We start from the raw sequence: 16,253 nt of genomic DNA on the forward strand, positions 1-16,253 counted from the left end.
TCGTTCGCGCGCGGGTACGGGGCGTCCCCGGGCGGGTACGGGGCGTTGTCGCTCCCGTACGTGCCCCGGCCCGCCGTGTTCCAGGAGTCCATCAGCGGCCCGCTCCCCCGCCCGCTGCCGCGCCCTTCCCGCCTGCCGCGCGCACGTCGAAGCCGTACGAGGGCGCCGCCGCCTCGCGGCGGTAGGCGGCCTCCGACGCCGGGTCGCTCGCGATGCGCCAGTCCGCTTCCTTGTCGAAGTCGAACCACACGTGCCCGAGCACGTCGTCGCGCTCCTTGACACCCGTGAACAGGTCCTGGATGTCGGCGGGTTTGCGCGGGGTGTCCTCGGAGGCGGTCTCGGCGATGAGGAAGGGCTTCTTCGTGAAGGCGCGGACCTCGTCCATCGTCGGCCCGTACAGCGTCCGGAAGGTGGCCGGCCCGTCGGCCCCGTAGTAGCCGATGACGCCGACCCAGTCGACGTAGGCGTCCCCCGGCCAGTACGGGCGCAGCCGCACGTCCGGGACCGGGTTGATCACGTTCGGGCTCCACACCCAGATCACCTGCGTCGCGCCCTCGTCGGCGAAGACGTCGTGGAGGTGCCGCCAGGCGCGCACGAACGCGGCCGGTGTGGCCTTCTTGCTGCCCCAGGGGTACCAGTGGCCGTTCATCTCGTGCGCGAAGCTGATCGCGACGGGCTGGTTGAGGTCGCGCACGTCCCGTGCGAAGCCGCGGACGTACGCGTCGTCCTTGCCCGCGCCGATCTGCGCCAGCGTCTTCTTGAAGGGCTCCCAGGCGATGTACGGGAGCGCCCCGTACTCCCAGGCGTTGACGGCGAGCCGCGTCTCGTAGGCGTCGCCCCACGCCGAGTAGAACTCGACGAGGTCGGGCTTCTTGCCCGCCTGCTTCGCGAAGCGCCTGAGCGGGGCGACCGAGGCGGGCGCCCCGTCGAGCGCGACGCCGAAGTACTTCTTCGCCGGGGCGAGCAGCGGCCGGACGTCGTACGGCAGCTCGCTCGGCTCCGGCGAGGGGCCGCCCGCCGGGCCCGTCGACGCGGTCGCGTCCGAGTGGCCCTGCGCGCGCTCGTACTGCGACCTGCCCTCGTCGCCGAAGACGGAGCAGCCGGCTGCGCCGAGCGCTGCGGCGCCCGCGAGGGCACCGAGCGCGGCCCGGCGCGGGAGCGCCGTGGTGCGGGGGGAGGTCATGCGGGAACTCCCTGGGGGGAGACGGTCATACGAGGGCTTCCTGAGGGGTGGGCGGCAGCGGGGCTCGCGCCCTGGCGGCACGCGGTGGTACGAGGACGCGGGCGACGACGGCCGCGTAGAAGAGCCCGCCCGAGAGCATCAGGGCGTAGTCCGGCGGGTAGCCCGTGAGCAGCCGCCAGCCCGCGACCGCGACCCACAGCACGGCGGTGCCGCCGGTCCAGCCGATCATCCCGGCCCAGTAGCGGCCCATGCCGTTCTTCTTCGCCCCGTCCGAGCCGGTCGGCTTCCAGCCCATGGGCCGTCCGCGCAGCACGTCCCACACGGCGAAGACGTGCGACCAGCCGTACATGATCCGCACCGCCCAGGCTTCGAGCCGGTAGGGGGCGCGGTGCCACAGCGGCAGCACGAGGGTCACGTAGAAGACGCTCGGCAGGATCAGGAGACCGGCCTGGGCGCGCAGCAGGTCGGGGCGGAGCAGGAGCAGCGAGAGCGGGATGAGCGGCGCGATGAAGGTGAGCAGCGCGGTCTGGAGGTAGTAGAGGAAGCCGGAGACGTAGCACAGCCGCGTCATCAGCCTGAGGTCCATGTGCCAGAAGGACTTCGACGTCAGGAGCGACAGCGAGCCCATGCACCAGCGGTACTGCTGGTTGTGGAAGGCCCCCGCGGTGTCGGGGCAGACCCCGGCGGAGAGCGCGACGGGCACGTACCGCAGCTTCCAGCCGAGCGCGCGCAGGTCGAAGCCGGTGTACATGTCCTCGGAGTGCTCGATGAGCGAGATGCCGCCGATCTCGTCGAGCGCGGAGCGCCGGTAGACCGCGCAGGAGCCGACGCAGATCGAGCCGTCCTTGTCCTCGCGGGAGGTCTGCACGGAGCGGTAGAACTGCTCCTGCACGGCGCCCGCGCCGCGCTCGATCCAGTTCTGCCGGTCCACGATGCGGAAGAACTGCGGGGACTGGACGATCGCGACCCTCTCCTCGTCCATGTGCGGGAGGAGTTCGTCGAGCAGGTCGGCGCGCGGGGCGAAGTCGGCGTCCAGGATGAGGATGTGCTCGCCGTGGGTGCGCTCGAAGGCGTACCGCAGGTTCCCGGCCTTCTTGAACCAGCCCCGGTTGGGGCGCACGACGTAGTGGAAGCCGAAGTCGGCGGCCATGCGCGCCACGTCCGCGTCGTCCGCGTCGTCGAGCACGTGCACCTCGACGGGGCCCGCGTAGGTGCCGCTCAGCGCGCGCACGTGCGTCCACGTGTTGTGCAGGACCTCGATCGGCTCCCCGCACACCGGCAGGAACACGTCCACGCTCGGGTACGCGGCGGGCCGCCAGGAGCGCACGAGCGCGCGGTGCTTCTTGAGGTCGAAGTCCTTGCTGAAGCTGTCGAGCACGAAGGAGAGCAGGTAGTCGACGACGACGAAGGCGAGCAGCGGCATCATGACCCAGAACCAGGGACTCGACGCCGTGAACATGAGCTGGCTGAGGCCCAGGCACGCGAAGCTGATGAACGAACCGAGCGTCAGGACCCAGCGGTTGCGCTGCGCGTAGGAGTACTTCTCACGGTCGTCGGGCGGCTGCGGCAGCAGCCCGTGGCTGTGCGCCACCGCCCGGCGCCACTCGGCCGCGCCCCCGCCGGACCGCCGTCGGCGCCCGGGCTGCGGCGTCTCGCGCGATGCGGAATGGACGGCGCTCATACCAACCCCCGGGCCACAAGGACCCCGAAATCTTCGGCGAGCTGTTCGAAGAACTCACCCGGAGTTCGCGAGCATATACGAGCCGGGGGGCCCCGGGGTCAAGCCTCCCCCCGCCTCAGCCACACCCCCCGCACCCGTGCGACGGGTTGTCACCCGCCGTCCTCAGCGTGCGCATGTTCCGCGCCTCGACGCTGCGCGCCGCGAGGAGTTCGTCGGCCGGGTACCCGACCTCTTCGAGCGTGAGCCCCACGGGCCGTACGACGTGCACCGCCGAGTCCCGCACCCCGGCAGCGAGGACCTTCGCGGGCCAGGAGGGCGGCCGGTGGCCGTCCCCGACGAAGAGCAGCGCGCCGACGAGGGAGCGCACCATGTTGTGGCAGAAGGCGTCCGCGCGCACCGTCGCCTCCAGGACACCGTCCGCGCGCCGGGTCCAGAAGAGCTGCTGCATCTCGCGGATCGTCGTCGCGCCCTCGCGCTTCTTGCAGTACGCGGCGAAGTCGTGCTCCCCGAGCAGCCCTTCGGCCGCCTCGTTCATCGCGTCGAGGTCGAGCGGCCTGTCGTGCCACAGCACGTGGCCGCGCAGCAGCGGGTCCACTCCGCCCGCCTGGTCGGCGACGCGGTACGCGTACCGCCGCCAGATCGCGGAGAACCGCGCGTCGAAACCCTCGGGCGCGGGCGCGACCCGCCACACCCGTACGTCCTTCGGCAGCCGCCCGGCGAGCCGCTTGAGCAGCTTCTCGCCGTGCTCCGCCCACACCTCGTCCGCCATCTCGACGTGCGCGACCTGGCCGCGCGCGTGCACCCCGGCGTCCGTGCGCCCGGCGACGGTCAGCTCGTAGGGGGCTGTGGCACGCGTGACGACGCGCAGCGCCTCCTCCAGCGTCTCCTGCACCGTGCGCCGCCCGCCGGGCTGCCGGGCCCAGCCGTGGAAGTCCGTGCCGTCGTAACTCAGGTCCAGCCGCAGCCGCACGGCCGCCCTCCCTCTCTGTGGTACGGCAGCGGGCCCGCCCCCGGAGGGACGGGCCCGCTGTCGGTTCGAGTCCGCGGGGACTCAGGCGTCCTTGGACTCCTCGGTGGTGGACTCGGCCTTGGCCTCGTCCTCCTTGACCGCGCGCTTCGTCGCGGCCTCGGCCTCACCGGTGGCCTGCTGGGCCACGGTCAGGGCCTCCACCAGCTCGATGACCGCCATGGGCGCGTTGTCGCCCCGGCGGTTGCCGATCTTGGTGATCCGGGTGTAGCCACCCGGGCGGTTCTCGTAACGCGGGCCGATCTCCGTGAAGAGCGTGTGGACGACGCTCTTGTCGGTGATGACCTGGAGGACCTGGCGGCGGTTGTGAAGGTCGCCCTTCTTCGCCTTGGTCACCAGACGCTCGGCGTAGGGCCGCAGCCGCCGCGCCTTCGCCTCGGTCGTGGTGATCCTGCCGTGCTCGAAGAGAGCCTTCGCGAGGTTCGCGAGCAGCAGCTTCTCGTGCGCGGCACCGCCGCCGAGACGAGCACCCTTGGTGGGCCTGGGCATATCCAACTCCTAATGTGTCTGCGCCGGCCGTACGAGGTACCGACGACAGTGTCCGCGCGGGGAGACCCCCGACGGAGATCCGGCCCGAAGTCCGGAATCCGGTGCGGGCGGGAAGAATCCAGCCCGTCCGGCGCTTGAGGACGAGCGCGAAGCGCCATCAGACACCCGCACCCGAAGCCCCACCGGACGCATCCAGCCCGTCCGGCGCTTGAGGACACCCGAGCCGGAGGCGAGATCAGAGACCCCGCCCCCCGCCCCGGAACTCAGTACTGCTCGGTCTCCACGAAGCCGGCGTCCGCGTCGTCGTCCGCGCCGAAGGTGTCGGCGGCGGACGTCGGGTCGAAGCCGGGAGGCGAGTCCTTGAGCGCCAGGCCCATGCCGGCGAGCTTCGCCTTGACCTCGTCGATCGACTTCGCACCGAAGTTGCGGATGTCGAGCAGGTCGGCCTCCGAGCGGGCGACGAGCTCGCCCACCGAGTGGATGCCTTCGCGCTTGAGGCAGTTGTACGAGCGAACGGTGAGCTCCAGCTCCTCGATCGGCAGCGCGAGATCGGCGGCGAGAGCGGCGTCCGTCGGGGACGGGCCCATGTCGATGCCCTCGGCGTCGACGTTCAGCTCGCGCGCGAGGCCGAAGAGCTCGACCAGCGTCTTGCCCGCCGACGCCATGGCGTCACGGGGCCGCATGGCCTGCTTGGTCTCGACGTCGACGATGAGCTTGTCGAAGTCGGTGCGCTGCTCGACACGGGTCGCCTCGACCTTGTACGTGACCTTGAGCACCGGGGAGTAGATGGAGTCGACCGGGATACGGCCGATCTCCTGGCCCGCCTGCTTGTTCTGGACGGCGGAGACGTAGCCGCGACCGCGCTCGACGGTCAGCTCCATCTCCAGCTTGCCCTTGGCGTTGAGCGTGGCGAGCACGAGGTCGGGGTTGTGCACCTCGACACCGGCCGGGGGCGCGATGTCGGCGGCGGTGACGATGCCCGGGCCCTGCTTGCGCAGGTACATCACGACCGGCTCGTCGTGCTCCGAGGAGACGACGAGCTGCTTGATGTTGAGGATGAGGTCGGTCACGTCCTCCTTGACACCCGGCACGGTGGTGAACTCGTGCAGGACGCCGTCGATCCGGATCGAGGTGACAGCGGCACCCGGGATCGAGGAGAGGAGCGTGCGGCGCAGGGAGTTGCCGAGGGTGTAACCGAAGCCCGGCTCCAGCGGCTCGATGACGAACCGCGAGCGGAACTCGTCGACGACCTCTTCGGTCAGCGACGGACGCTGAGCGATCAGCATGCGTGTGTTTCCTTCTGTCGTGGGCGACCACTATTTGACGCCCGACGGGGGCCGGAGGCGGCCGTACGGCCCCGGGGTGTGCACCCCTGGGCCGTACGGCACCACCTCACGGCGATCCGGGACCGGCGGTCCCGGCAGTCAACTCAAACGCGGCGGCGCTTGGGGGGACGGCAGCCGTTGTGCGGCGTGGGGGTGACGTCCTGGATCGAGCCGACCTCCAGGCCGGTGGCCTGGAGCGAGCGGATCGCGGTCTCACGGCCGGAGCCGGGACCCTTGACGAAGACGTCGACCTTGCGCATGCCGTGCTCCTGCGCGCGGCGGGCGGCCGACTCGGCGGCCATCTGCGCGGCGAAGGGGGTGGACTTGCGCGAGCCCTTGAAGCCGACGTGGCCGGCGGAGGCCCAGGAGATCACGTTCCCGGTCGGGTCGGTGATCGAGATGATCGTGTTGTTGAACGTGCTCTTGATGTGGGCGTGCCCGTGAGCGACGTTCTTCTTTTCCTTGCGGCGCACCTTCTTGGTAGCGCCCTGACGGCCCTTCGGAGGCATGTATTACTCCCGTGGAGGTGGTCGGTCCTACAGCGCGACGCTGTCGATCGACGGTCGACTGCTGAGGACTACTTCTTGCCCGGCTTCTTCTTGCCGGCGATCGCGCGACGCGGGCCCTTGCGGGTACGGGCGTTCGTGCTGGTGCGCTGACCGTGGACGGGAAGGCCGCGACGGTGGCGAAGACCCTGGTAGCAGCCGATCTCCACCTTGCGGCGGATGTCGGCCTGGATCTCGCGACGGAGGTCACCCTCGGTCTGGATGTTGGCGTCCACGTACTCGCGGATCTTGACGAGGTCTTCCTCGGCGAGGTCGCGGACGCGGGTGTTGGGGTCGACACCGGTCGCGGCCAGCGTCTGCTTGGACAGCGTCCGGCCAATACCGAACACGTACGTGAGGGCGACCTCGACGCGCTTGTCGCGCGGGAGGTCCACACCTTCAAGGCGTGCCATTCAAGGCTCCTGTGAATGCTTCGGAGGTCTGCCGCAGCACCGCTCCCAACCGCCGAGACCGCCTTACGGGCCTGGTACGGACTGGGTCCCCGGCCTCCGAGCCGGGGGTGTCGCCCTCCTCGGACCGATGGATCACTCCATGGGCGCGAAGAAGAGGGACGGGTCCTGCGTATATGTACTTTGCTACGTCACGCGAGAGAACTGCGAACGCGGGGAGGGATCTGGGTCAGCCCTGGCGCTGCTTGTGGCGCGGGTTGTCGCAGATGACCATGACCCGGCCGTGACGGCGGATCACCCTGCACTTGTCGCAGATCTTCTTGACGCTCGGCTTGACCTTCATTGCGGTGAGGTTCTCCGGGTCAGTGCCCGCTCCACGGGAGCCGGGGGGCGGGCGAGTCAGATCTACTTGTACCGGTAGACGATCCGGCCACGCGTCAGGTCGTACGGAGAGAGCTCCACCACGACCCGGTCGTCAGGGAGGATACGGATGTAGTGCATCCGCATCTTGCCGCTGATGTGTGCCAGGACCTGGTGGCCGTTCTGGAGCTCGACCTTGAACATCGCGTTCGGCAGAGACTCGACGACAGTGCCCTCGATCTCGATGGCACCTTGCTTCTTGGCCACGCTTCGCCCTTCGAATCGACTACCTTGGCCGACTCACGTGGCGCGGACATGCCGATACACGAGAGCCGACGACCGAGTCTACGTCACCCCTCGAAGAAACACGAATCGCCTATGTCTTCCCACGGGAGACCCCTCTCAACCGGCAATCGCCGGGCGGGCTGGATTTTCCAGCCCGCCCGGCGACCGGGGGACACCGCGCGGCCGGCCCGCCCGAAGGCCGGCCGGGAGGGATCGAGGAGGAAGGTCAGCCCAGCGGGTCCGGCGCCACGGCGACCCCCATCGCGGAGAGCTTCTCGCGCCCCCCGTCCTCGGCGGTCAGGACGATGAGCCCCTCGGCGGTCAGAGCGACACTGTGCTCCCAGTGCGAGGACCAGGAGTGGTCGATCGTCTCCACCGTCCACTCGTCCTCCAGGACCTCCGTCCTGGGCGAGCCGAGCGACACCATGGGCTCGATCGCGAGGCAGAACCCGGGTACGAGCTTCGGCCCCTTGCCGCGCCGCCGCTCGACGTAGTTCAGCAGGTGCGGCTCCATGTGCATCTCGGAGCCGATGCCGTGCCCGCCGTAGTCCTCGATGATCCCGTACTTGCCACCGCCCGGCTTCGGCTGCCGGCGGATGTACGTCTCGATCGCACGCGAGACGTCCACGAGCCGGTTGCCGGGCTTCACCGCGGCGATCCCGGCCCACATCGACTCCTCGGTCACCCGGGAGAGCTCGACCAGCTCCGGGGCGTGCCCCGAGCCCACGAAGGCCGTGAAGGCCGCGTCCCCGTGCCAGCCGTCCACGATCGCCCCGGCGTCGATCGAGATGATGTCGCCGTCCTTCAGCACCGTCTTCTCGTCCGGGATGCCGTGCACCACGACATCGTTCACCGAGGTGCAGATCGTCGCGGGGAAGCCCCCGTACCCGAGGAAGTTCGGCTTCGCGCCATGCTCGGCGAGCACCTTGCGCGCCACCTGGTCCAGGTCGTGCGTGCTCGCCCCCGGCACGGCCGCCTCCCGCGTCGCGCGGTGCACGGCGGCGACGACAAGACCCGCCTCACGCATCTTCGCGATCTGCTCCGGGGTCTTGATCTCGACCACGCCCATGCTCACGGCTCCTGTTGTTCTGCTGGTACGGGAAAGGACTTCGCGGGCGGTACGGCGACCGGCGGACGATCGCGCCCCGTACCCCCGTGGACAACACTACGGCCGCGCCCCCCGAAGGGGCACGGCCGTTGCGTGTGCGTACAGGTGCGGCGACAGCGCGCCACGAGGGACCACCGGGGGCCTCAGCCCTCCAGCGCCGCCAGCGCCCGCTCGGTGACCTCGTTCACCTTGCCGAGCGCGGGGACCGTCCTGACGAGGTCCTGCGCCCGGTAGAAGTCGATGATCGGCTCGGTCTCCGTGTGGTAGACCTCCAGGCGCTTGCGGACCGTCTCCTCCTTGTCGTCGTCCCGCTGGTACAGCTCGCCGCCGCAGACGTCGCAGACGCCCTCCTGCTTCGGCTTGCTGTACGTGACGTGGAAGACGTGACTGGAGTCGTTGCGGCAGATGCGGCGGCCCGCGATGCGCTTGACCACCTCGTCCTCGGGGACCTCCAGGTCCAGGACCGCGTCGAGCCGGACGCCCCACTCCTTGAGGATGCCGTCCAGCGCCTCGGCCTGGCCCACGTTGCGGGGGAAGCCGTCGAGCAGGAAGCCGTTCGCGGCGTCCGCCTGCTCCATGCGGTCCTTCGCCATCCCGATGGTGACCTCGTCCGGAACCAGGTTGCCCGCGTCCATGTAGGACTTCGCGCGCTTGCCCAGCTCGGTGCCCTGGCTGATGTTCGCCCGGAACAGGTCTCCCGTGGAGATGTGCGGGACCGACAGCTTCTTGGCGAGGAACGCGGCCTGCGTTCCCTTGCCCGCCCCAGGCGGCCCGACGAGGACGATACGCATCAGCGGAGGAACCCTTCGTAGTTGCGCTGCTGGAGCTGGCTCTCGATCTGCTTCACGGTCTCCAGACCCACACCCACGATGATCAGGATGCTCGTCCCGCCGAACGGGAAGTTGGAATTCGCCCCGAAGCCCGCCAGTGCCAACGTCGGCACCAACGCGATCAGCCCCAAGTACAGCGAGCCCGGCCAGGTGATCCGGTTGAGTACGTACGTCAGGTACTCGGCGGTCGGTCGGCCAGCCCGGATGCCCGGGATGAACCCACCATACTTCTTCATGTTGTCCGCGACTTCTTCGGGGTTGAACGAGATGGCCACGTAGAAGAACGCGAAGAAGACGATGAGCAAGAAGTACAGAACCACGTGCGGCCAGGCGGAAGTGTCCGCCAGATTGTCCCGGATCCAGGTCGCCCAGCTCGCCTGCGAATCGGTGAACTGCACGATCAGCGCGGGGATGTAGAGCAGCGAGGAGGCGAAGATCACAGGGATCACGCCCGCCTGGTTCACCTTGAGCGGGATGTACGTGGACGTCCCCCCGTAGGAGCGGCGGCCGATCATGCGCTTCGCGTACTGCACCGGGATGCGGCGCTGGGCCTGCTCGACGAAGACGACGAGGGCGACCATGACGAGGCCCACGAGGATGACGGTGCCGAACTCGATCCAGCCGCCCGCGAGGTCGCCGCCCTTCTTGATCGCCCAGAGCGAGCCGGGGAAACCGGCCGCGATGGAGACGAACATGAGGATCGACATGCCGTTGCCGATGCCGCGGTCGGTGATCAGCTCACCGAGCCACATCACGGTGGCGGTACCGGCGGTCATCGTGACGACCATGACGATCGTCGTGAAGATCGACTGGTCCGGGACGATGTCCCCGGCGACCGAGCACCCCTGGAAGATCGCGCCGCTGCGCGCGGTCGCGACGAGCCCGGTGCCCTGGAGCACGGCGAGGGCGACGGTCAGGTAACGGGTGTACTGGGTGATCTTCGCCGTACCGGACTGCCCCTCCTTCTTGAGGGCTTCGAGTCGCGGGATCACGACGGTGAGCAGCTGAAGGATGATGCTCGACGTGATGTAGGGGAGAATCCCGAGCGCGAAGATGGTGATCTGGAGCAGCGCCCCGCCACTGAACAGGTTCACCAGGCCGAAGAGGCCGGAGTTGGTGTTGGCCTGGTCGATACAGGTCTGGACGTTCTTGTAGTTCACCCCCGGGATCGGTACGTGCGTACCGAGCCGGTAGATCACGATGATGCCCAGCGTGAAGAGCAGCTTCTTGCGCAGGTCGGGCGTTTTGAACGCTCGGGCGAACGCGGTGAGCACGGTGCCTCCTGCGACCCCCGCGCTACTGCGCCAGAGGTGACGGTCTTGAGGTTCGGCGGTAACGGAACTGACGGAACTACTGCGGTACTGCTTTGTTCTCACAGAGACAACCGCGTGACACCCCACAGGGACACGCCACGCGGCACAGTCGACGCCACCTTACCGGCGCTCCCTGTCCGTGGGGAACGACCGGCCACAGGGAGCGCGCGCCGGAAGCGGCGGTCACAGCACCACACACCGGCGCACACCCCTCACAACGACCACCGGGGACACCCCAGGGATGAACCCTGGAGTGTCCCCGGTGGGGTGTGCGTCGCCGAAGTGCCTCACGGTGGGGGCACTTCACGCGTCCGGGCCTCGAAGGCTCAGACGAGCTCGGTGACGGTGCCGCCGGCGGCGGCGATCTTCTCCTTGGCGGAGGCGGAGGCCTTGTCGACCTTCACCGTCAGCGCCACGGAGACCTCGCCCTGGCCGAGCACCTTCACGAGGCTGTTCTTGCGGACCGCGCCCTTCGCGACCAGGTCCTCGACGGTGACCTCGCCGCCCTCGGGGTAGAGGGCGACCAGCGCGTCGAGGTTGACGACCTGGTACTCGGTGCGGAACGGGTTCTTGAAGCCCTTGAGCTTCGGGAGACGCATGTGGAGGGGCATCTGCCCACCCTCGAAGCGCTCCGGAACCTGGTAGCGGGCCTTGGTGCCCTTGGTGCCACGACCAGCCGTCTTACCCTTCGACGCCTCACCACGACCCACACGGGTCTTGGCGGTCTTGGCGCCCGGGGCAGGCCGGAGGTTGTGGACCTTGAGCGGCTTCTGCTCGCTCATGTCAGTCGACCTCCTCGACCGTCACGAGGTGGCGGACGGTGTGCACCATGCCGCGGAACTCGGGACGATCCTCCTTGACAACCGTGTCGTTCAGGCGCTTGAGCCCGAGCGAACGCAGCGTGTCACGGTGGTTCTGCTTGCTGCCGATGTACGACTTCGTCTGCGTGATCTTGAGGCGGGCCATCAGACACCCGCCCCGGCACGCGCACGGAGCAGGGCCGCGGGGGCCACGTCCTCGAGGGGCAGACCGCGGCGGGCCGCGATCTCCTCGGGACGCTGGAGGCCCTTGAGGGCCGCCACGGTCGCGTGGACGATGTTGATGGCGTTGTCGGAGCCGAGCGACTTCGACAGGATGTCGTGCACGCCGGCGCACTCGAGCACGGCACGCACGGGACCACCGGCGATCACACCGGTACCCGGCGACGCCGGCTTCAGGAGCACGACACCGGCGGCCTTCTCGCCCTGGATCGGGTGCGGGATGGTGCCCTGGATACGGGGGACCTTGAAGAAGTGCTTCTTGGCCTCCTCCACACCCTTGGCGATGGCGGCCGGCACCTCCTTGGCCTTGCCGTAGCCGACACCGACGGTGCCGTCCGCGTCGCCCACCACGACCAGCGCGGTGAAGCTGAAGCGGCGACCGCCCTTGACTACCTTGGCGACACGGTTGATCGCGACGACGCGCTCGACGTACGCGGTCTTCTCGGCAGCGGAAGCTCCGCCGTCACGGCCCTTCCGGTCCCGCCGCTCGCCACCGGCACCGCTACCGCGGCGCTGGGGTCCAGCCATTGGATTACCTCTCTCTTTTCCGCTAGCTACGCAGCGACTCGACGTCGCTGTGCGACGGGCGGCTCAGAACTTGAGCCCGGCCTCGCGGGCGGCGTCCGCGAGGGCGGCGATGCGCCCCGCGTACTTGTTGCCACCACGGTCGAACACGACGGCCTCGACACCGGCGGCCTTGGCACGCTCGGCGACAAGCGCGCCGACCTGCTTGGCCAGGGCGCTCTTGTCGCCCTCGGTGCCGCGGATCGAGCTGTCCAGGGTGGACGCCGACGCCAGGGTGTGACCCTTGATGTCGTCGATCACCTGGGCGACCATGTGGCGGTTGGAACGCGTCACGACCAGGCGCGGACGCTCCGGCGTACCGGAGACGTGCTTGCGGACGCGGATGTGACGCCGCTTGATGGCGGCGCGCTTGTAGGCGTCGCCCTTGGCAATCTTTACACCGTATGCCATGGCTTACTTACCCGCCTTTCCGACCTTGCGCCGGATGACTTCGCCCTCGTACTTGACGCCCTTGGCCTTGTACGGGTCGGGCTTGCGCAGCTTGCGGATGTTCGCGGCGACCTCGCCCACCTTCTGCTTGTCGATGCCCTCGACCGAGAAGTGGGTGGGGTTCTCCACCTTGAACGAGATGCCCTCGGGCGCCTCGATGGTGATGGGGTGGCTGTAGCCCAGGGCGAACTCCAGGTTGGAGCCCTTCGCCTGGACGCGGTAGCCGACACCGCTGATTTCGAGCTTCTTCACGTAACCCTCGGTCACGCCGGTGATCATGTTCGCCACCAGCGTGCGGGACAGGCCGTGCAGAGCCCTGTTCTGACGCTCGTCGTTGGGGCGGGTCACCGAAAGGGTGCCGTCCTCGCCCTTGGCGATGTCGATCGGGGCGGCGATGGTGTGGCTGAGGGTGCCCTTGGGGCCCTTCACGTCCACCTTGCGCCCGTCGATGGTGACGTCCACGCCGGCGGGAACCGTGATGGGCAGCTTGCCGATTCGCGACATGTTGCTTTTCTCCGTTCCCGACTACCAGACGTAGGCGAGGACTTCCCCACCCACGCCCTTCTTCGACGCCTGCTTGTCGGTGAGCAGACCGTGCGACGTGGAGATGACCGCCACGCCCAGGCCGCCGAGCACCTTCGGCAGGTTGGTGGACTTCGCGTAGACCCGCAGGCCCGGCTTCGAGATCCGCTTGATGCCCGCGATGGAGCGCTCACGGTTCGGACCGAACTTCAGCTCGATGACGAGGTTCTTGCCGACCTCGGCGTCCTCGGTCTTCCAGCCGGTGATGAAGCCCTCCTGCTGGAGGATCTCCGCGATGTGCGACTTGATCTTGCTGTGCGGCATCGACACGGAGTCGTGGTACGCCGAGTTGGCGTTCCGCAGACGCGTCAGCATGTCCGCGATGGGATCAGTCATGGTCATGAATTGGCCTTGGGCCTTTCTCGCCGTGGTTTCCTATGTGCGCCATCCCTCTCCCCGATCCGGGACGGGACGGGTGCGGCGCGGGGACCTACGGCGTAGTAAGCGTTGACTGCGGGCGTGTGCCCGCCAGTGGTCCAGGGCGGCGGGACGCCCAACCCTCCAAGACTAAGCCATGGAGGGCAGGGGTCCCGACGCCCCGATGCTTACCGAGAGGCTGGCGTCACCCTGAAAGGGCTGACTACCAGCTGCTCTTGGTCACGCCCGGCAGCTCGCCGCGGTGGGCCATCTCACGAAGGCACACGCGGCACAGGCCGAACTTGCGGTAGACGGAGTGCGGACGCCCGCAGCGCTGGCAGCGGGTGTACGCGCGCACGCCGAACTTCGGCTTGCGCTCGGACTTTGCGATGAGAGCCTTCTTCGCCACGGCTCACGCCTCCTTGAACGGGAAGCCGAGGTGACGGAGGAGCGAACGGCCCTCTTCGTCGTTGGTCGCCGTGGTCACCACGGTGATGTCCATACCCCGGGTGCGGTCGATCTTGTCCTGGTCGATCTCGTGGAACATGACCTGCTCGGTGAGACCGAAGGTGTAGTTGCCACGGCCGTCGAACTGCTTGGGGGACAGACCGCGGAAGTCGCGGATGCGCGGGAGCGCGAGCGACAGGGTGCGGTCCAGGAACTCCCACATGCGGTCGCCGCGGAGCGTGACGTGGGCGCCGATGGGCTGGCCCTCGCGCAGCTTGAACTGCGCGATGGACTTCCGGGCCTTCGTCACGGCCGGCTTCTGGCCGGTGATCGTGGTGAGGTCGCGGATGGCGCCGTCCATCAGCTTCGAGTCACGGGCGGCGTCGCCGACACCCATGTTGACCACGATCTTGACGAGACCGGGGATCTGCATGACGTTCTCGTACTTGAACTCGTCACGCAGCTTGCCCGCGATCTCCTCGCGGTACTTCTGCTTCAGGCGGGGGGCTGTGGTGGTCGTCATCAGATGTCCTCACCCGTCCGCTTGGCAACGCGGATCTTGTTGCCGTCCTCGTCGAAGCGGTAGCCGACGCGGGTGACGACCTTGTTGCCGTCCTTCTCCACGACCAGCTGCACGTTGCTCACGTGGACCGGCGCCTCGGTGGTGATGATGCCACCGGCCTGCGAGGCCTGCCCGGGCTGGTTCGCCTTGGTGTGCTTCTTGACCCGGTTGACACCCTCGACCAGGACGCGGTCCTCGCGGGGGAAGGCCGCGATGACCTTGCCCTGCTTGCCCTTGTCCTTACCGGTGATGACCTGGACCAGGTCGCCCTTCTTGATCTTCATGCTTACAGCACCTCCGGCGCGAGCGAGATGATCTTCATGAACTTCTTCTCGCGCAGCTCACGGCCCACCGGGCCGAAGATACGGGTGCCGCGGGGGTCGCCGTCGTTCTTGAGAATGACGGCGGCGTTCTCGTCGAAGCGGATGTACGAGCCATCCTGGCGACGGCGCTCCTTGACGGTGCGAACGATGACCGCCTTGACGACGTCACCCTTCTTCACGTTGCCGCCGGGGATCGCGTCCTTCACGGTGGCGACGATGACATCACCGATGCCCGCGTAGCGGCGACCGGAGCCACCGAGAACACGGATGGTGAGGATTTCCTTCGCACCCGTGTTGTCGGCGACACGCAGTCGCGACTCCTGCTGGATCACGTCTGTCTCCTGATCGTCTGCCGGTTCCCCGGGGGCCGTGCCCGTAAGCAGGGCCCCCGGAGCCTGGCGGAACTGGTCCGAGGGGACGAACCGCCCCTCGGAGGGGTTTACTTGGCCTTTTCGAGGATCTCGACGATGCGCCAGTTCTTACCGGCGGAGAGCGGCCGGGTCTCCATGAGGAGGACGCGGTCGCCGACACCGGCGGAGTTCTGCTCGTCGTGAGCCTTCAGGCGGTGCGTACGGCGGATGACCTTGCCGTACAGCGCGTGCTTGACGCGGTCCTCGACAGCGACGACGACGGTCTTGTCCATCTTGTCGCTGACCACAAGGCCCTCACGGACCTTGCGCTGGCCGCGTGCGGCCTTGGTCTCTTCAGTCACGTTGCTCTCGCTCATCAGGCGCTCTCCACCGTCTCGATGCCCAGCTCGCGCTCACGCATCAGGGTGTAGATCCGGGCGATGTCCTTGCGGACGGCCTTCAGCCGGCCGTGGTTCTCAAGCTGCCCGGTCGCCGCCTGGAAGCGGAGGTTGAACAGCTCTTCCTTGGCCTCGGTCAGCTTGGCAACAAGCTCCTCGTTGCCCAGCTCGCGCAGCTCGGACGCCTTGGTTCCGGCCGACATCACGCCTCACCTGCCTCGCGCCGCACGATCCGGCACTTCATCGGGAGCTTGTGAGCCGCGCGGGTGAGCGCCTCACGAGCGATCTTCTCGTTCGGGTAGGAGAGCTCGAACATCACCCGACCGGGCTTGACGTTCGCGATCCACCACTCCGGCGAACCCTTACCGGAACCCATGCGGGTCTCGGCGGGCTTCTTGGTCAGCGGGCGGTCCGGGTAGATGTTGATCCAGACCTTGCCGCCACGCTTGATGTGGCGGGTCATCGCGATACGGGCCGCCTCGATCTGGCGGTTGGTGACGTACGCGGGAGTGACGGCCTGGATGCCGTACTCGCCGAACGTGACCTCCGTACCACCCTTGGCCATGCCATCGCGCTTGGGGTGGTGCTGCTTGCGGTGCTTGACCCTGCGGGGGATCAGCATGG

General features: G+C 68.4%; 25 protein-coding genes. All 25 read right to left on the reverse strand.

What is annotated here, in order from left to right; translation table 11 throughout:
• Positions 1-91: 91 nt before the first annotated feature.
• Positions 92-1,183: a glycoside hydrolase family 26 protein gene (locus IF99_RS0100670; protein ID WP_030994289.1), complete on the reverse strand. Its 1,092-nt coding sequence runs from the start codon at positions 1,181-1,183 to the stop codon at positions 92-94.
• A 25-nt stretch (positions 1,184-1,208) separates the two neighbouring features.
• Positions 1,209-2,864: a glycosyltransferase family 2 protein gene (locus IF99_RS0100675; RefSeq protein WP_234340535.1), complete on the reverse strand. Its 1,656-nt coding sequence runs from the start codon at positions 2,862-2,864 to the stop codon at positions 1,209-1,211.
• 115 nt (positions 2,865-2,979) lie between these two features.
• Positions 2,980-3,834, reverse strand: coding sequence for a tRNA pseudouridine(38-40) synthase TruA (gene truA / locus IF99_RS0100680; protein ID WP_030994291.1), 855 nt, complete (start codon positions 3,832-3,834; stop codon positions 2,980-2,982).
• Positions 3,835-3,915: 81 nt separating this feature from the next.
• Entirely contained in the window at positions 3,916-4,380 is a 465-nt protein-coding gene (gene rplQ / locus IF99_RS0100685) for a 50S ribosomal protein L17 (protein ID WP_030994292.1), read from the reverse strand.
• 263 nt (positions 4,381-4,643) lie between these two features.
• Positions 4,644-5,666: a DNA-directed RNA polymerase subunit alpha gene (locus IF99_RS0100690; RefSeq protein WP_030994293.1), complete on the reverse strand. Its 1,023-nt coding sequence runs from the start codon at positions 5,664-5,666 to the stop codon at positions 4,644-4,646.
• A 143-nt stretch (positions 5,667-5,809) separates the two neighbouring features.
• Complete coding sequence (gene rpsK, locus IF99_RS0100695) at positions 5,810-6,214, reverse strand: 30S ribosomal protein S11 (RefSeq protein ID WP_008747488.1); 405 nt, start codon at positions 6,212-6,214, stop codon at positions 5,810-5,812.
• Between the two features lie 68 nt (positions 6,215-6,282).
• Positions 6,283-6,663 carry a 30S ribosomal protein S13 gene (gene rpsM, locus IF99_RS0100700; RefSeq protein ID WP_030994294.1) on the reverse strand — a complete coding sequence of 127 codons (381 nt, stop codon included), beginning with the start codon at positions 6,661-6,663 and terminating at the stop codon, positions 6,283-6,285.
• 226 nt (positions 6,664-6,889) lie between these two features.
• Positions 6,890-7,003, reverse strand: a complete 114-nt coding sequence (rpmJ, locus tag IF99_RS0100705) for a 50S ribosomal protein L36 (protein WP_003974245.1) — start codon at positions 7,001-7,003, stop codon at positions 6,890-6,892.
• A gap of 62 nt (positions 7,004-7,065) precedes the next feature.
• Positions 7,066-7,287, reverse strand: coding sequence for a translation initiation factor IF-1 (gene infA / locus IF99_RS0100710; RefSeq protein WP_003948620.1), 222 nt, complete (start codon positions 7,285-7,287; stop codon positions 7,066-7,068).
• A 244-nt stretch (positions 7,288-7,531) separates the two neighbouring features.
• Positions 7,532-8,368, reverse strand: a complete 837-nt coding sequence (gene map / locus IF99_RS0100715; RefSeq protein WP_030994295.1) for a type I methionyl aminopeptidase — start codon at positions 8,366-8,368, stop codon at positions 7,532-7,534.
• 188 nt (positions 8,369-8,556) lie between these two features.
• A complete protein-coding gene (locus tag IF99_RS0100720) occupies positions 8,557-9,204 on the reverse strand; it encodes an adenylate kinase (RefSeq protein WP_030994296.1) in 648 nt (215 codons plus the stop codon).
• The gene (secY, locus tag IF99_RS0100725; protein WP_030994297.1) at positions 9,204-10,517 is read right to left on the reverse strand and encodes a preprotein translocase subunit SecY; all 1,314 of its coding nucleotides are present in this window, start codon (positions 10,515-10,517) and stop codon (positions 9,204-9,206) included. The genes IF99_RS0100720 and secY overlap by 1 nt, the downstream gene beginning before the upstream one ends.
• Before the next feature lie 365 nt (positions 10,518-10,882).
• Positions 10,883-11,338, reverse strand: coding sequence for a 50S ribosomal protein L15 (gene rplO / locus IF99_RS0100730; protein WP_030994298.1), 456 nt, complete (start codon positions 11,336-11,338; stop codon positions 10,883-10,885).
• Between the two features lies 1 nt (position 11,339).
• Positions 11,340-11,522, reverse strand: a complete 183-nt coding sequence (rpmD, locus tag IF99_RS0100735) for a 50S ribosomal protein L30 (RefSeq protein WP_007826007.1) — start codon at positions 11,520-11,522, stop codon at positions 11,340-11,342.
• Positions 11,522-12,124, reverse strand: a complete 603-nt coding sequence (rpsE, locus tag IF99_RS0100740; RefSeq protein ID WP_008747483.1) for a 30S ribosomal protein S5 — start codon at positions 12,122-12,124, stop codon at positions 11,522-11,524. The genes rpmD and rpsE overlap by 1 nt, the downstream gene beginning before the upstream one ends.
• Before the next feature lie 63 nt (positions 12,125-12,187).
• Positions 12,188-12,571 carry a 50S ribosomal protein L18 gene (gene rplR / locus IF99_RS0100745; RefSeq protein ID WP_007826004.1) on the reverse strand — a complete coding sequence of 128 codons (384 nt, stop codon included), beginning with the start codon at positions 12,569-12,571 and terminating at the stop codon, positions 12,188-12,190.
• Positions 12,572-12,574: 3 nt separating this feature from the next.
• Positions 12,575-13,114: a 50S ribosomal protein L6 gene (gene rplF, locus IF99_RS0100750; RefSeq protein WP_030994299.1), complete on the reverse strand. Its 540-nt coding sequence runs from the start codon at positions 13,112-13,114 to the stop codon at positions 12,575-12,577.
• Positions 13,115-13,135: 21 nt separating this feature from the next.
• Positions 13,136-13,534, reverse strand: coding sequence for a 30S ribosomal protein S8 (gene rpsH / locus IF99_RS0100755; protein WP_007826000.1), 399 nt, complete (start codon positions 13,532-13,534; stop codon positions 13,136-13,138).
• 238 nt (positions 13,535-13,772) lie between these two features.
• On the reverse strand, positions 13,773-13,958 hold the full coding sequence (locus IF99_RS0100760; protein WP_008747480.1) for a type Z 30S ribosomal protein S14: 186 nt from the start codon (positions 13,956-13,958) through the stop codon (positions 13,773-13,775).
• 3 nt (positions 13,959-13,961) lie between these two features.
• Complete coding sequence (gene rplE, locus IF99_RS0100765; RefSeq protein ID WP_030994300.1) at positions 13,962-14,519, reverse strand: 50S ribosomal protein L5; 558 nt, start codon at positions 14,517-14,519, stop codon at positions 13,962-13,964.
• Positions 14,519-14,842 (reverse strand): 50S ribosomal protein L24, encoded by a 324-nt coding sequence (gene rplX / locus IF99_RS0100770; protein ID WP_007825997.1) that lies wholly within the window; start codon positions 14,840-14,842, stop codon positions 14,519-14,521. The genes rplE and rplX overlap by 1 nt, the downstream gene beginning before the upstream one ends.
• 2 nt (positions 14,843-14,844) lie before the next feature.
• Positions 14,845-15,213, reverse strand: coding sequence for a 50S ribosomal protein L14 (gene rplN / locus IF99_RS0100775; protein WP_003966950.1), 369 nt, complete (start codon positions 15,211-15,213; stop codon positions 14,845-14,847).
• 107 nt (positions 15,214-15,320) lie between these two features.
• Positions 15,321-15,608 carry a 30S ribosomal protein S17 gene (gene rpsQ / locus IF99_RS0100780; protein ID WP_007825995.1) on the reverse strand — a complete coding sequence of 96 codons (288 nt, stop codon included), beginning with the start codon at positions 15,606-15,608 and terminating at the stop codon, positions 15,321-15,323.
• On the reverse strand, positions 15,608-15,832 hold the full coding sequence (gene rpmC, locus IF99_RS0100785; RefSeq protein ID WP_007825990.1) for a 50S ribosomal protein L29: 225 nt from the start codon (positions 15,830-15,832) through the stop codon (positions 15,608-15,610). Before rpmC ends, rpsQ begins: the two co-directional genes overlap by 1 nt.
• Entirely contained in the window at positions 15,832-16,251 is a 420-nt protein-coding gene (gene rplP / locus IF99_RS0100790) for a 50S ribosomal protein L16 (RefSeq protein ID WP_007825988.1), read from the reverse strand. Before rplP ends, rpmC begins: the two co-directional genes overlap by 1 nt.
• Positions 16,252-16,253: the final 2 nt, after the last annotated feature.

Origin of the sequence: Streptomyces sp. NRRL F-5630 (genome assembly GCF_000719475.1) — a bacterium.
In the GTDB taxonomy this organism is placed as follows: Bacteria; Actinomycetota; Actinomycetes; order Streptomycetales; family Streptomycetaceae; genus Streptomyces.

Bases quoted from the DNA above. Each gene is read 5' to 3' on its own strand.
- IF99_RS0100670 (WP_030994289.1), bottom strand. From the start codon at position 1,183: ATGACCTCCCCCCGCACCACGGCGCTCCCGCGCCGGGCCGCGCTCGGT.
- IF99_RS0100675 (WP_234340535.1), bottom strand. From the start codon at position 2,864: ATGAGCGCCGTCCATTCCGCATCGCGCGAGACGCCGCAGCCCGGGCGC.
- rplQ (WP_030994292.1), bottom strand. From the start codon at position 4,380: ATGCCCAGGCCCACCAAGGGTGCTCGTCTCGGCGGCGGTGCCGCGCAC.
- IF99_RS0100690 (WP_030994293.1), bottom strand. From the start codon at position 5,666: ATGCTGATCGCTCAGCGTCCGTCGCTGACCGAAGAGGTCGTCGACGAG.
- rpsK (WP_008747488.1), bottom strand. From the start codon at position 6,214: ATGCCTCCGAAGGGCCGTCAGGGCGCTACCAAGAAGGTGCGCCGCAAG.
- rpsM (WP_030994294.1), bottom strand. From the start codon at position 6,663: ATGGCACGCCTTGAAGGTGTGGACCTCCCGCGCGACAAGCGCGTCGAG.
- rpmJ (WP_003974245.1), bottom strand. From the start codon at position 7,003: ATGAAGGTCAAGCCGAGCGTCAAGAAGATCTGCGACAAGTGCAGGGTG.
- IF99_RS0100720 (WP_030994296.1), bottom strand. From the start codon at position 9,204: ATGCGTATCGTCCTCGTCGGGCCGCCTGGGGCGGGCAAGGGAACGCAG.
- rplO (WP_030994298.1), bottom strand. From the start codon at position 11,338: ATGAGCGAGCAGAAGCCGCTCAAGGTCCACAACCTCCGGCCTGCCCCG.
- rpmD (WP_007826007.1), bottom strand. From the start codon at position 11,522: ATGGCCCGCCTCAAGATCACGCAGACGAAGTCGTACATCGGCAGCAAG.
- rpsE (WP_008747483.1), bottom strand. From the start codon at position 12,124: ATGGCTGGACCCCAGCGCCGCGGTAGCGGTGCCGGTGGCGAGCGGCGG.
- rplR (WP_007826004.1), bottom strand. From the start codon at position 12,571: ATGGCATACGGTGTAAAGATTGCCAAGGGCGACGCCTACAAGCGCGCC.
- rplF (WP_030994299.1), bottom strand. From the start codon at position 13,114: ATGTCGCGAATCGGCAAGCTGCCCATCACGGTTCCCGCCGGCGTGGAC.
- rpsH (WP_007826000.1), bottom strand. From the start codon at position 13,534: ATGACCATGACTGATCCCATCGCGGACATGCTGACGCGTCTGCGGAAC.
- rplE (WP_030994300.1), bottom strand. From the start codon at position 14,519: ATGACGACCACCACAGCCCCCCGCCTGAAGCAGAAGTACCGCGAGGAG.
- rplX (WP_007825997.1), bottom strand. From the start codon at position 14,842: ATGAAGATCAAGAAGGGCGACCTGGTCCAGGTCATCACCGGTAAGGAC.
- rpsQ (WP_007825995.1), bottom strand. From the start codon at position 15,608: ATGAGCGAGAGCAACGTGACTGAAGAGACCAAGGCCGCACGCGGCCAG.
- rpmC (WP_007825990.1), bottom strand. From the start codon at position 15,832: ATGTCGGCCGGAACCAAGGCGTCCGAGCTGCGCGAGCTGGGCAACGAG.
- rplP (WP_007825988.1), bottom strand. From the start codon at position 16,251: ATGCTGATCCCCCGCAGGGTCAAGCACCGCAAGCAGCACCACCCCAAG.